The organism is Nostoc sp. 'Lobaria pulmonaria (5183) cyanobiont' (assembly GCF_002949795.1).
In the GTDB taxonomy this organism is placed as follows: domain Bacteria; phylum Cyanobacteriota; class Cyanobacteriia; order Cyanobacteriales; family Nostocaceae; genus Nostoc.
In genome coordinates, this window is record NZ_CP026692.1 from 5,647,271 (window position 1) to 5,661,628 (window position 14,358).

7 protein-coding genes are annotated in these 14,358 nt (G+C 42.7%); 2 read left to right on the top strand and 5 right to left on the bottom strand.

Annotated features, from left to right (window positions below; all coding sequences use genetic code 11):
* Window positions 1-64: 64 nt before the first annotated feature.
* Both NLP_RS25100 and NLP_RS25105 read right to left on the bottom strand, forming a co-directional pair.
* On the bottom strand, window positions 65-2,035 hold the full coding sequence (locus tag NLP_RS25100) for a glycosyltransferase (RefSeq protein ID WP_104908698.1): 1,971 nt from the start codon (window positions 2,033-2,035) through the stop codon (window positions 65-67).
* 445 nt (window positions 2,036-2,480) lie between these two features.
* Complete coding sequence (locus tag NLP_RS25105; RefSeq protein ID WP_104908699.1) at window positions 2,481-5,390, bottom strand: DUF3131 domain-containing protein; 2,910 nt, start codon at window positions 5,388-5,390, stop codon at window positions 2,481-2,483.
* Between the two features lie 417 nt (window positions 5,391-5,807).
* Here NLP_RS25105 and NLP_RS25110 point away from each other — a divergent pair, with 417 nt between their 5' ends.
* Entirely contained in the window at window positions 5,808-7,118 is a 1,311-nt protein-coding gene (locus NLP_RS25110; protein ID WP_104908700.1) for a hypothetical protein, read from the top strand.
* 30 nt (window positions 7,119-7,148) lie between these two features.
* Here NLP_RS25110 and NLP_RS25115 read toward each other — a convergent pair whose 3' ends face one another.
* Window positions 7,149-7,823: an S-layer homology domain-containing protein gene (locus NLP_RS25115; RefSeq protein WP_104910031.1), complete on the bottom strand. Its 675-nt coding sequence runs from the start codon at window positions 7,821-7,823 to the stop codon at window positions 7,149-7,151.
* 154 nt (window positions 7,824-7,977) lie between these two features.
* Window positions 7,978-8,457, bottom strand: coding sequence for a hypothetical protein (locus NLP_RS25120; protein WP_104908701.1), 480 nt, complete (start codon window positions 8,455-8,457; stop codon window positions 7,978-7,980).
* A gap of 191 nt (window positions 8,458-8,648) precedes the next feature.
* Between NLP_RS25120 and rpiA the strand changes: the two genes are divergently transcribed.
* Entirely contained in the window at window positions 8,649-9,359 is a 711-nt protein-coding gene (gene rpiA, locus NLP_RS25125) for a ribose-5-phosphate isomerase RpiA (RefSeq protein WP_104908702.1), read from the top strand.
* Window positions 9,360-9,511: 152 nt separating this feature from the next.
* On the opposite strand, the gene NLP_RS25130 is transcribed toward rpiA, so the two are convergent.
* A complete protein-coding gene (locus tag NLP_RS25130; RefSeq protein ID WP_104908703.1) occupies window positions 9,512-13,819 on the bottom strand; it encodes a DUF4347 domain-containing protein in 4,308 nt (1,435 codons plus the stop codon).
* Between the last annotated feature and the right edge of the window lie 539 nt (window positions 13,820-14,358).

The window sequence follows — 14,358 nt, forward strand, 5'->3', positions numbered from 1 at the left end:
TTGCAAGTCAGCAGTCATGAGTTATTTATTCACCTGCCCTTTTCCAGCTTTCTTTACTTACCTCTTAAGCTTCTTTTGGGGGCTGCCAAACAGATGCGCGGATGATAGCCCACAAAAGTAATAAATTATAGATAGCCCATGCACCATTAAGCAGGTGAACCTGAGGATTATTTAAATGGCCAATTGCAAATTGGTAAAGGCTCCATAACATCCCCAAGATGGTAAGGATAAAAACAACCAACTGCGGCCAAACAAGCCGGAGATAAATCCCGGATTGCCGTTGCTTAGGTGTAACTTGAAAATTGAGTTTTTGTCCTGTAAACACACTCCATACGGCTTGGATTAATAAGGGGAATAAAGCGATCGCATATTGTTCCGAGCGCCATACTTCTCTAGCTGGAATGCCCCAAGTAGCTGCAAGGAAAGTCAGACGGTTAATAATAAAAGCTGGGAAAAAGTGTACGGCAAAGTCAGGGCCGTAGGTTTTGACTGGAACAATGTCCGTAAAAAAATAAATAATTGGACAAGAAATAAAAACCAGAGTTGCAAAACCAGAGAAATAACTATACATCGTCTTGAAATATTGCAACCTTTGCCAAAAGGTTAGCCCTGATTTTGTCAGTGGATTTTCCCTCACTAGCACTTGGATAGTTCCTTGTGCCCAGCGTAGCCGCTGTTTAAGAGTAGAACTTAGATCGTCTGGCGCTAAACCTTCTGCCAAAAGTTCATTGTGATAAATAGATTTCCAGCCAGCACTATGCAGACGCATGGCTGTATTCATATCTTCCGTAATGCTATTACTGGATACCCCACCAACTAAATCAAATTCATCTAAACGTTTTTCATCTTTGGCAAATTCATCAGCAAAATTTTGCAGTCCTACACTAACTAATGCTTCACGTCTGAGAATCGCATTTGTGCCCGTATAGAAGGCAGCATTCATGCCATCTTTACCTTGTTGAAGTGGCCCATAAAACAAATTTGCTCGATGTCCAAAAGGATCGCCTGGAGGAATATTGTAAAAATCCTGGCGGGTCTGTACAAAAGCAATTTGATTCTGGTCGTATTTTCCGGTTGAAAGATTATAGGTGTAGAAATAAGGCAGAACTCGCTTGAGAAAATTTCGCTTGGGAATGTGGTCAGCATCTAGAGTAACAATAAAATTTCCTGACGTTTCTCCAGAAAAAATTGCATAATTGATGTTGCCTGCTTTGGCATGATGTGCCACACCAGGCGTCTTCGGACGAGCAATGTAGCGAAAACGAGCGAGTTCAACTAGTTCTAGTTCTTTTTTGTGAATAGCTTCTTCTAAAGCTTTCCGTTCAGTAATTAGGCGATCGCGAATACTTTGATGAGTCGGAGGTAGCCAAAGAATCAGCGATCGCAAACTTTGCACAAATCCAGCCGCAGGTTGATTCACCACTAATTCTGATGATGTTTGCAGCCATTGTTCGGCAGCTTGAGTATTAGGCGTTAGATTTTCCAGTTGCTTCAAGCGCTCTAACAAACCAGAATGTTCTGCATCAATCCGTTCCGCTTCTAGCTGTAATTGTGCTGACTGCAAATCTTCAATACACAATCTTTCTGTCATCGCTCGCATATCAGCCGAGTTCCCGTCATCCAGCACATAAACGCGTAACTTTGTTGGCGGGTAATCGATTGTTAGAGCAGCTTTGGCAGTTTCTTCGACAATTTCTGTCGGCTCGTTGTAGCAAGTGACAAACACATCCACTGTTGGCCAGTCTGATCTGGGTAGAGGTGGGGTCATCTGGTCGAGAGACTTAATTTGTCTGACTAAAGGTCGCCACAACCCAATTACAAACATTACGCCACCGAAATAGCTGTAAATCTCTGCTATCAGCAAAGGAATCGAGATCCAGAGGGCATCAAAATTGATGGAATGGGTGACGCGCCATTGCAAATACCAGATACCAAAAATTAAATTGATTTCTGCCAGGTAGCGAAATAACAGCGTTCTTTTTTTGAGTAATGAGCGGCTGTTACCAGAAAAGTTTGTCAGAGAAACTGAAGTCATCTTGGTACTCAATAGTTAATGTATTTGCATCCTCATCAAAATAAGTATTCCCTAGTTAAATTTGTGACTAACAAATTTTCCTCGATCAATCTAAAATTGGCGTTGCTCAATTGAGCTATGAATCTGGATGTAGAAACGTAGTATTGCTACGTTTTTACAAGGATTTTGGTATTACTAGGAGTTATGCAAAGCTACATATTGTATAGGCAACTCATGAATTATTGGTGTTAACTTCAGCTGAAATCTTCTGACTGCATGAGTTTTACCCTCACCCCCAGCCCCTCTCCCAATTTTGGGAGAGGGGAGCAAATTCTCTATTTCCCCTTCTCCCATGTTGGGAGAAGGGGTTAGGGGATGAGGGCAACCCTAGAACGCTTTATCTAACCTGAAGTTGACACAAAAGTTCATGAATTGCCCCTACCTGAAAATCAGGATTTTGGTTATGTTATTTTATGCCAGTTACTAGGTGAGTATTTTCACTATCTGAAACCCAGTAACTTCCAGAACTATCAGAAGTTAACTTGGTTTGTTGTGTGGCGCTGTTTGGTAGACCTCGCCCAGAATCTCCCTTAGTAACTGTCTGCCACCAAAGAGAGTTCATAGTGGTAATCGGACGAATTAAAGGTTGTCGATTTGTCAAATTGTATAGCAAGGATTGCAAAATCATACTGTTGGTGCTGCTGGTAAAACCAACTGCTGTTTTGCCTGTGGTTTCATAGAAGCCCTCATAAAATCCAACTAATGGATTATATAAGTCAGTGGTTCCTTGCAGTAACTGTTGACTATACTTATTTTCTGGAAGCAGGGCATTATAGGCAAAAGCTACTGCTGTACTTACCAATCGCCCCTTTGGTACAGGTTTACCGTCATCTCCTAAAGCTAACCAAGACTTCCCTTGTCCAGTAATTGTACTGTGGAGAGTGTAAGGTTTACGATCGATCAAGGTGGTGGCTGAGGCTGTGAAGATGCCAGTGCGACGGTAACGTTCAGCTTGTGCTTGAAAAATTGGTTCAAAGAGCGATCGCATTTGTGGATCTAATCCAAACTCCAATGCATAGAGTACAAAAGGATTGCTAACTGTGTATTGGTTTTTGGAATTAGTATCTGTGCGATGGCGTTGAATTGGGACTTTCAATCCCTCCACTGAGGCAGTTTGATATTCACCCCCAACAGCAGAACGATCGAGATTAAATCCCCATAATTGAAAAGCACGAGCTGCATATTCCTCATAACCCAAGCGGGTTTCTGGGTTAACGCGGGTGAGCGATCGCCCATCTTGCTCTTTGGTAACGGTGGCACTGGAGAGAATACCTTCGCGCACCACACGCAAGTATGACCAATCCAGCACAATTTTATCTACAGCAGCCGTGTATTCTCGATGACAGCTTTTTAAGTTGTATAGCGCTGCCAGCATTCTACCTAAATCTAAAGCTGACCAACCGTTTCCTTGTGGAACTGGATTTCCACCATAATCGACTGGTTGGAGAGTTCTGGTATCATAACCCCGACTCGGCAATTCCCCAGCAAATAACGGTAACTTTGTCAAGGCTGCTAAGAGATGGCGGGTGCGCTGGTCAAATTCTTTGGGGGTAATTATATCGAGCGATCGCGCTGCGTGGAGTGCTGCGAGATAATCTCCCAATCCCCACAAGGTTGCACCTTTGAAATCACTGCGATCGTCTATCAGCCCACTTTTGGAGTGGTAATTTGCTTGAAAGTATCGCCAAGCCGCCTCTGCATAGCGCCGTTCAATAGGCGTCAGTGGTCGATCTAGTTTCAGGTTAGATGATGGCTGGGGACTATCCACGGGTGGAATAGGTGTAACAGCTACTTCTGTAGGTTTAGAAATATCAGCAGGGGTTGCGATCGCAGTCTTAACAGTAGAATTCGGTAGATTTGCAGGTGTTGCTAGAGAGGCATTTTCACTGGGGTTGCCAGTAGAATTCGGTTGATTGGCAGGTGTTGCTGGAGAGGCATTTTCACTGGGATTACCAGTAGAATTCGGTTGATTTGAGGGTGTTGCTGGAGAAGCATTTTCACTCGGCTTGCCAGTAGATACACTTGCAGAAGTAGAAGCAATTAAAGGGTGATTTCCCCTACCTTTGTAGTATAAAATCTCCAAAATTAACCCATTAGTATTACCCGTCAAAGCTTTATTGGGTTGTTTTGATTCTTCATAGATCCCAGCATAGTAACCGCTATCATCAGGACTGCGGAGATCCTTGACTGCATCAAAAACTTTTTGGGCATAAGCATTATCTGGAAACAGATAGCGCCAACCAAAAGCAGCTTTTGTGCTGATGCTGCGAAACTGTGGGTAAGGCTGATTAGCATCGGTAATAGTTGCCCAATTTGCACCGTTGGCGTAAACGGTGTTGTAGAGAAAATAAGGTACTTGGTCGATATTATCTTCTGTTACCGCAGTTAACTGACCTGTGGTATCAAAACGCCGTTTTTGCACATCTAAAACCCTAGCAGCAAAATCAGCCAATTCTCCTTGCAAGCCAAATTCAATTCCATCAAGGATATAAGACTCACTCACAACATAATTATTAGCGTTGGTGCTTTGAAAGTCACGGCTATCAACAGGAATTTGCACACCATTAATTTCAACTAACTTAAACGGTTCTAAAGCAATAGCCTTGGGTGCTGAGAAACCCCAAAGTTGATAACCCCTAGCGCCGTATTCTTCGTAGCCGAGTCGTCCTTCTTGCACTAGTAAGGTTTTCTTGTCAGGGAGAACAGTAGCGCCAAAAAGTTGTCCATCTTTGAGCGATCGCGCCACCTGCCACTTCGCTACAATTCCTTTGAGCCAATTATTATATTGAGGATGACAGGTACGGATGACATCAAACGCAGCCAGTATTCGCCCAACATCCAAAGCAGACCAACCAATACCCTGCTCTAGTGGATTGTTGCCATAATCAACCATCTGTGCCGTGGCTGCGTTATAGACTTTATTGGGCAAAGCATCTTCAAATAACTTCAGGCTGTTGAGAGTCGTCAAAAACTTATTGAGGCGGGAATCAAAGTCTGTTTGATCGGTAAGATTCAACCATCGTGCAGCATTCAATGCCATCAGGTAGTTACCCATATCCCAGAGTGTACCTGAAGGATAACCCCCAGTAGAATTGGTAAATCCCGTTGCTGGCTGATAATTTTTGACAAAATACTGCCAAGCAGCACGAGCATAAGTTTGTTCTTCAGATGTGAGCGGGGTTGTAATATTGCTACAGCTATTGGAATTTTGAGATAAGACTGGTGTCGGGATGTAAAACAAAAATTGCAGAAATGTTCCAATTAGGAACAATGCAATCCATCTCAACAGCTTTTGTTGAGGGAGTTTGTATATCATAATTCAAAGAAGGAGTTAAGAGCGTCATAGCCCGTCTGTACAGTTATAATTCATAAATCAAGTTTTATCAGGTATAAAAAATGCACTTGGCGATCGCTTTGATCGATAGCGGCCAACTATTTCTACCACAGAGATGCCACCTCTACTACTCCTGTAGAAAATCAAGATAGCGAAAATGGAAACTGGGGCGATCGCAGCTAAGATACTCAAAACTTGTTAAACTAAACTGTTTAGTCTAAAAACGTAAATAGTAAATTTTTGACTTAATAATCACTAATAATTTCTTGAGAAGTTACGATAAAATCACAATCAAACTTCAGTTGAGACATTTTCTTGCCAGGCAAGTAAAAGCATCAAACAGCAATCCCTCTTCCGGGGAATTTTAGAAATTTATAGTAAATCTCAATTACCAATCCCATGCCAAATCGTCATTATCCTCCCGCCTACTTACGCTATCTCAAAGCCAGGTTATGGAATCTAGGGCGACCTGGTTTTTGGGGAACTGCGATTTTTTTATCTGTAGTTGGGCTAGCAACCTGGGAATACTGGTCAAACCCAGATATTTTCGTTTATAAGCAACAAAAACCAGTCGTTTTAGAAAAATCTGCTGATTCCTCCCTGTCAGAAGAAAACAAAGCTATTGCAGCAGATATTGATAATCTACCAGTTTTATTTAATGACTTTGAGCAAGCAACTGTCTCATCAACGGCAAATGCGCCTGAACAAAAGACTGAGGAAAAAAAGAGCAAAGGCTCATTAGATGACGTAAGTAACAAACAAAAGTCTGCTAATAATACCAAATCAAATCCTGATTTAGGCGTTAACGGCGACACCTCCCCAGCCTTTCAAAATCCTTTTGTCGTCCAAACAGACAATTTATTGCGTACTGGAACGGTTAATAGTAGTAACCAGTTTCTAGGTCTTAAAACCTTGAATGCGGCATCTGAAGTAACAGGAGGAGACCAAACATCCTCTAGCCTGAGTATTGGATTCCCTAATCAAACCAACAATAATCAAAATTCTCTTTCTACCAACCCTCTGCAAACAGAGCTTAACCAATCGACAAACCAGAAATTGTCTAGTTTCAATGGTACTACTGCAACTCAGACAAATACTTCGGGTCAAGTCTCCAATCCAAGAACAACGCTAATGCCACCCATCAACAGCTTAACCAGTCAGAATTCTCTACCAAGCACTGGGTTAACTCCTGGGATAGGCAACACGTCAACGGGTACGAATTTACCACAAAATTCCTACAACAATTTAAATAACGGTCAAGTAGTGCCTAATAATGGATTAACTACGGGTACGAACTTACCGCAAAATGCCTACAACAATTTAAATAACGGTCAAGTAGTGCCTAATGTAGCACCAAGTAATGTTGTACCTTACTCTAGCCAGAGTCCTAGTCAAAGCATTGCCACACCCACAAACCCTACGGGATATGGGAATTATGGCTTGCAGCAACCGACCCAACCACCACAATCTACCTATGGGAATTATGGCTTGCAGCAACCGACCCAACCACCACAATCTACCTATGGGAATTATGGCTTGCAGCAACCAACCCAACCACCACAATCTAATTATGGGAATTATGGCTTGCAGCAACCGACCCAACCACCACAATCTAATTATGGGAATAATGTCTTGCAGCAACCAACACAGTCTAATTCCTTATATCTTCGCCAACTTCGAGACAAGTATAGAAATCCGGGTCAAAACTAATTTTGAGTACGTTGGCTCGATAAAGTCTAGCTAAGGTGATTGTGGGCTATTTGGAATCATCGGAACTTCTGGTGTTTCGGGTTGTTGCTGTTGTCGTTGCAAATATTTACTCAATACATAAGCCATATCCCCACGGGTTACGGGTTTTAATGGAGAAATATTGCCTTGAGCATCTGTATTCAGAAATCCCTCAGTAGCTACTGTAGCGATCGCTTTTCTAGCCCAAGCTGGGATAGATTTTTCATCTGGATGTGAAGCCAGAATCTCATTCACAGCAGCATCAGGAAACTGAAATACACCATAAGCCTGGGCGAAAATAGCCAGAGCTTCTGCCCTTGTCACCTTTTGGTTAGGGAAAAATTCATTGCCCCGATAGCCTTTCATGATGTCAGTTTTTAGGACTATCTGTATATCATTAAATGCCCAATAAGAACGAGGAACATCTGGAATAGTTAAATTTTCTTTGGTAACAGCTTCTCTTTTATCTAAGCGAAATGCTTTTACCATAATCGAGGCTAATTCTGCCCGACTCACTAACCTTTCAGGATAAAATTTGCCATCGGGAAAGTTTGTCATCCATTTGACAGCAGTTACCTGTTGAATGGAATCAGCTGGTATTCCAGAAGTAGATTCTGGTACTTGAGCAATTGCTGGCAAGGTTTGTAGTAGTGCCATTAAAGATAGAGTAATTGAAAGCTGACGCATCATAATAAGCACTTTTAACTGCTAACGTGAATTTAAAAAACTACGTTACTGAGGTTAACGCAAAATTTGGTGTTTCTAATAACCTGTAACTCAGTTAGTGACGAACTTCAGCTGGGCAATGTTGCTTTAGCTACGTAGGGTATGGCTATAAATTTTAAAAATTAGGACTGTGTTCAGTATCCCAGCACTTCCCATGATTCCAGATTCTACCAGTGTGTTCACATTCTGATTTATCGTCAATCCAAGGAATTGAAGTAGGGTAATAGGAGCTAGATGGGGGAGTAAGTGAAGACAATGCAGAAGAAAATATAGTGTAGCTACAAGTCGATAGAATGATTAGAAATCCTATGATGAAGAAGATATTGGCAGGAGTCCAAAAAGGATATAAACCTTTTTCAGAGCGTAAACGCACTTGAGAGCGACGTTCTGAACCTGCTAGCAACACCAGATAAAACCTTAATCCAGGAATTGGTATTGAAACTCTTATGTCTAAAGAATGACGTGTCCTAGCACGAGAGGCCAAACCCTTTTTTATCGCTTCTAATTGCTCTACCGTGAAGGTATTTGCTATTTCTGGGTCAATTTCAGCGAAAAGTTGCTTAAAAGTAGGAGCAGTGTACTGGGGGCTTTTCATTAAGTTCGTATATTAATATACATTATTTTACATCAGTCATCTCCTTTGTTCCGGACACTAGGATGTTTTTTATTTTGGAAGTCCCTAATTAAGGAAGTAGAAATTAGCAAAAACTTGTTTTTTACCTTTCATCTTTTGATGTTATCTGCCCACTACTATGGACTATAGTCAGTTTTTCAGGAGTTTTGGGAATGACAGCAGCAGCAGATCCCGTAAAGTTGATGAAGCAAGAAGTTGGCAAAGCCGCCGCCGCCCTAGTCAAGTCGGGTTCCATTGTCGGGTTGGGTACGGGGTCAACTACAGCATATACGATTCAGTTTTTGGGCGATCGCCTCAAGTCTGGCGAACTCAAAGATATCATTGGTATACCTACCTCGTTTCAGTCAGAAGTGCTGGCGAAGCAGTACGGTGTCCCTCTCGCCACCTTAGATGCTATTGACCACATTGATATTGCCATTGATGGCGCAGATGAAGTCGATCCGCAGAAGAATTTGATTAAAGGTGGTGGTGCAGCACATACCCGCGAAAAAGTCGTAGATTACTTAGCAGAACAGTTCATCGTCGTGGTAGATAGTGGCAAGTTAGTAGAACGCTTAGGTTCAAGTTTCGCTGTGCCTGTGGAAGTGATTCCAATGGCAATTACTCCTGTAACCAATGCCATCAAAAAACTCGGTGGCAAACCAGAACTCCGCATGGGTGTAAAAAAAGCTGGCCCAGTAATCACAGACCAAGGTAACTTTGTCTTAGATGTCAGATTTGACTCTATTGAAGATCCAGTCAGCCTAGAAAAGACATTGAATAACATTCCCGGCGTTCTGGAAAATGGTATTTTCGTTAACTGTGTCGATTTAGTTTTGATTGGTGAAGTCAAAGATGGTCAGCCATTAGTGCGGCAACTGTAAAAATTTTAGATTTTGGATTTTGGATTTTAGAGACATCTAAAATCCAAAATCAAGCACAAGATATCTTCAGAAATTAATTATGCGTTATCCAAAACCCTTATAGAGACGTGGCAGTGCTACAGCTGTTTTTCACTCCAGGTTAGAACTGAGTGCTAGACGATGACGTTAGTACCGACTAGCAGATTTGTAGCCGTGAAATTATTCAAAGTCGCCAAGGTCTGATTGTAATAATCATTAACTTGTGTAGAAGTACCCGATTGCACAAACGTTAGGTAGCCATCACCAATGGGATTACTGCCACTGTAGCCGTCACCCTTAAGCACATCAGTAAGGACTAACTTATCCTCGCTTTGATTAAAGTCAGTAATCGTATGATTAGTGCTAGAGACTTGGTAGATGAACTGGTCACTACCGCTACCGCCACTCAGGGTATCCTTATAATCACCAGCAAATAAGATATCATTACCAGCACCGCCAAAGAGACTATTGTTACCTGTACCGCCAATGAGGATATCATCACCAGCACCACCAAACAGGGTATCATTACCTGCACCACCACGTAGTAGGTCATTGCCACTCTTACCGTCGATGCGGTCATCACCCCCCTGACCATTAATAACATCAGCTGAGTTGTCAAAGCCATTGACATTATTGTTTAGGTCATTGAGAAAGGTGACTGTGTTTTTATTGAAGATGGTGTTTTGAGTAGAGTTGGCATTGAAGACATCAAAGCTGTCACGAATGTTGCTTTGCCTATCAAACAGGATATTGCCCAGCGTTGATAAGTTGTCTAGGTTTTCTAGGGCAAAGTTTTGCAGGATAACTTTGTCATCAGCCACCCCTTCAAAGGTGAGTTCCAGATTGTTACCATTCTGGGTAAGTTGCAGATTTTGGGCAGTCAATCCAGCACCTTGAAATTTCAGGGTATCCAATTCGTTAACGAATGCTGCCGAGGGATTTGAGCCTTTACCTAACCCATCAAAATCGCTGATGACATCAACACCGTCACCTAAGTTGTAAACAAATTTATCCTTGCCGCCACCACCAGTGAGGATGTCGTTGCCTTGATTACCTGTGATGGTATCGTTTCCGGCTTGAGCATTAATTATATCACTGTAGTTTTTGCCCATTAGATCATCAGAGCCATTGGTTCCGGTCAGACCGTTGAACTCTAAGGCACCAATATCAACTTTACCCTCAGATATTCTATGAAATCCATCACCCCGTTGATCAGTGGTAATACCTGCTGGAATCAGAGCATTCTTGCCTGCGTTAATGGCAGGACTATTCTCAAGTAATGCATGAGTCAAGGTTGCACCACCGTTATTTTGCAGTGGACTGAGTTTAGGATCAATGGGATTGGTGCTGGTGCCGACGAGAATGCTGGTAGTAAAGCCAGTACTACCAGTGCTATTGCCAATCAAGTTACTGCCGAGGTCGGTGAAGTTGCCGAAAACATCGCCCTGTAAGCCGAAGTTGCCTGCAATGATAGTGTTGCCAACAATGACAGTGCCATCAGAGTCATTGAAAATGCTTCTACCCTGACCGTCATAATACTCATGCAGCTTACCGTCATCACCAATAGTATAATCTGGTCTGATGTAATTATTAGTAATAGTGCTGTTAGTGAGAGTAAGGGTGCCTTTGTTAGAGATGCCGTTGCCTTCTTTGTAGGAGCTATTGCTAGAGACAGTACTGTTGTTAAGGTTAAAGGTGCCTTGGTTAAAAATGCCGCCGCCATAGGTCGCACTACTGTTAGAGACTGTGCTTCCCGTTATGCTGAGGTTGCCTGTGTTAAAGATGCCACCACCGTAGCTATCTACTAAATAACTGCCAGGTCCTCCTCGTTCATAATCTAATACGCTGGGCAGGTAATTATTAAAGACTGTGCTTCCCGTTAGGCTGAGACTGCCTTTGTTGAAGATGCCGCCACCATAGTAGCCACCTGACGAATTACCAGAGACAGTGCTTCCGGTTAGGCTAAGATTACCAGTGTTAAATATGCCGCCTCCTAATGACGACCCAATATTATCAGAGACAGTAGTGTTAGTCAGGCTAAGGCTACCTCTGTTAAAGATACCGCCTACCGACCCCTTATTATCAGATACAGTGCTGTTGGTCAAGCTGAGGCTGGCATTGCTATTGAGCAGAATACTACCAAAGGCATCACTAGCATTAGCAATTTTCAAGTCATTAATGCTGGTATCTGTTCCTGTACCTGATATCTCAAACACGCCAGAAGCATTATTCCCGCTGATGGTAAGGTTAGATACCCCAGTTCCCAATATAGTTAGATCATCGGTAATCGTTAATTTCCCAGAGGTGAGGGTGATGATATCTGGGGTGGCATCGGTGAACACGCCCGCGAAGGTAATGATATCTGCCCCAACAGTAGCATTGGCATTGAGAATAGCCTGCCGCAACGATCCTGCTCCTGAATCGTTAATATTAGTCACTACTGTGTCAGTATCAACAGCTGGGCTAGTGGACTGGACTTCATAAGCACCAATATCCACTGTATCGCCGGATATTCGGTTGAATCCGGCGCCCCTTTGGTCAGTAGTAACACTACCAGTAACTAGAGAATTATTGCCTGCGTTAATAGCAGGACTATCGGCAAGTAAAGCATCAGTAAAGATTGCACCACCGTTATTTTGTAGAGGGCCAAGTTTGGGGTTAATGGGGCTGGCACTGGTGCCAACGAGGGTGCTGGTGGTCAATCCGGTGCTACCAGTGTTATTACCAATCAGGTTATTGCCGGAGTCACTGAAGCTTCCAGCCACGTCGGGATAGATATTTGCGAAGGTGGACTTATCGAAGTTGCCTGCAATGATGGTGTTCCCAACAGTGATAGTTCCACCATCGTTAAAAACACCGCCACCGTCGCCAGTCCCATCGCCGTTTGAGTCAGCTGTGTTATTGGTAATCGTGGTGTTGATAAGGGAGAGGGTGTCGTTATTATAGATGCCGCCGCCGTCAGAGGCTGCCTTATTACCAGATACAGTACTGTTAATCAAGATTGCTGAACTTGAGCTATGAGAATTCTCATCAAAGAAGTATGAGTTAGAAATGCCCCCTCCCGTATTGCCAGAGACACTGCTATTGGTAAGTTTAAGAAAGCTACCTATGTTAGAGATGCCTTCTGCTGTATTGTCAGAGACACTGCTATTGGTGAGGCTAACGAAACCAGAATAAAGAGAATAAAGGCTGCCACCAACATCATTACCGATGCCTTCTGCTGTATTGCTAGAGACAGTGCTATTAGTTAGACTGACTGTACCACCAATGTTGGAAATACCGCTACCTGTATTGCTAGAGACACTGCTTCCCGTTAGGTTGAGGAAGGCAATGTCAAGATTATTAATGATCCCGCTTCCTGTATTACCAGAGACACTGCTTCCAGTTAGGTTGAGGATGCCAGAGTTATAGATGCCCTCTCCCGTATTGCGGGAGACAGTGCTGTTAGTGAGCCTAAGAATAGTACTGGTATCGACTAAAATACCGCTGCCATTGTAATAATTAGTATTGATATTACCATTAGCAACGGTCAAACCATCAATGATGGCATCTGTTCCTATACCCGATATCTCAAACACCCTGGAGGCATTATTGCCACTCACAATCAGCTTAGATGCCCCAGTCCCCAAGATGGTAATATCATCGGTAATGGTCAGTTGTCCAGAGGTGAGGGTGATAACATCTGGGGTGCTATCCGTGAATACACCCTCAAATGTAATGGTATCATCCCCAGGAGTAGCATTGGCTAAGTTAATTGCTTCCCGGAGTGTGGTGATGCCGTTGTTCGCATTCCCATCATCCGTATCTCCGGTATTATTCACCGTGAACGTTGCCAGTACTCCTGGGTAAGCTTCTCGCGTCGTTTCTGCAAACGCCAGATTTACTTCCATATCAGCAGTGCGAACTTCTAACTCCCAGTTACCACCTAATGCTGCATTGCCAATCCACTGACGGGAAGCGGCAATATTCGCTCCTGTGAGTTGGTGCAGTTTTTCTACAAATTCTTCCCCCGCATCACCCAAAGCTACATTGCAACCATAGATAAGTAAATTGCTAGGGTTATCGGCTTTGCTAGAGGTGGAAAATATCTTCTGCCATTGTTGGAGCTGCTGGCTGTATTCGTCGAGGGTATCAATTCCTAAATGGGTATTGCCCAATTGTAAGCAACCTGGGCCACCGTGGCACACAATATGAATGTTAGCCAAATTCAAGCGATGTCTAACGACAAGCCGTTGCGCATCTACCCAACTCGCCAGAATTTTCGTAATTTGCTCAACACCGTTCTGTGTCGAGTCAAGCACGAACACTTGACTATTGGGAAGTACGCCATTGACTAAATCGCTATAGTCTTCAACCGCCATATCGATGAAGACTAGACTATGAGTATAGGAGATGGAAACTGCGGAATTTTCTGAGATGTGTGAGGTATGTAGCGTTGCCATTTTGTTACTTCCAGCTAAGGTAATGAGAGAAACTCAAACCAACTTCAGCCTTGTAATTACAGGGTTTTCACACAACTACTGAGAGTAAAAAACTAGATTTTTACTAATTATTTTCCCTTTCTTTGCCATCATCTAGCAAGTTGCCAATTTTGTAAAGCAATAAAAGTATGTAATTTTACTGAGTTACCTAAATTACATTTAGCAGATGTATCAAAAATCTAGGTTTTTAGGATGAACCAGCATAAAAACCTAGATTTTTTGCCCACAAATGCGGTTTCTCAAGTTTTGTTGAGATCGTGTCAGATTATTCAATTGATGAATTTGGCTTTTCATAGCTTTTCTGAAAATGACTTTTATCAAATCCAAAAAATAGCTTTAGCCCATCTTCAGCTTTAGGCTTGCTGCACTCCCGCGTTATCATCTGAGAAAGATAAAACTGTTGTGCTGATGGGGAGGTCTTTCTCACTTCAGGAATTCCAACAACTAAATCATCCCGTAAAATAGACAGGCAAGAACCCTGCCCGATAAAAATATGGGAA

Excerpts from the sequence above, each read along its gene's own strand:
- NLP_RS25100 (WP_104908698.1), bottom strand. The coding sequence starts at position 2,035 with ATGACTTCAGTTTCTCTGACAAACTTTTCTGGTAACAGCCGCTCATTA.
- NLP_RS25105 (WP_104908699.1), bottom strand. The coding sequence starts at position 5,390 with ATGATATACAAACTCCCTCAACAAAAGCTGTTGAGATGGATTGCATTG.
- NLP_RS25110 (WP_104908700.1), top strand. The coding sequence starts at position 5,808 with ATGCCAAATCGTCATTATCCTCCCGCCTACTTACGCTATCTCAAAGCC.
- NLP_RS25115 (WP_104910031.1), bottom strand. The coding sequence starts at position 7,823 with ATGCGTCAGCTTTCAATTACTCTATCTTTAATGGCACTACTACAAACC.
- NLP_RS25120 (WP_104908701.1), bottom strand. The coding sequence starts at position 8,457 with ATGAAAAGCCCCCAGTACACTGCTCCTACTTTTAAGCAACTTTTCGCT.
- rpiA (WP_104908702.1), top strand. The coding sequence starts at position 8,649 with ATGACAGCAGCAGCAGATCCCGTAAAGTTGATGAAGCAAGAAGTTGGC.
- NLP_RS25130 (WP_104908703.1), bottom strand. The coding sequence starts at position 13,819 with ATGGCAACGCTACATACCTCACACATCTCAGAAAATTCCGCAGTTTCC.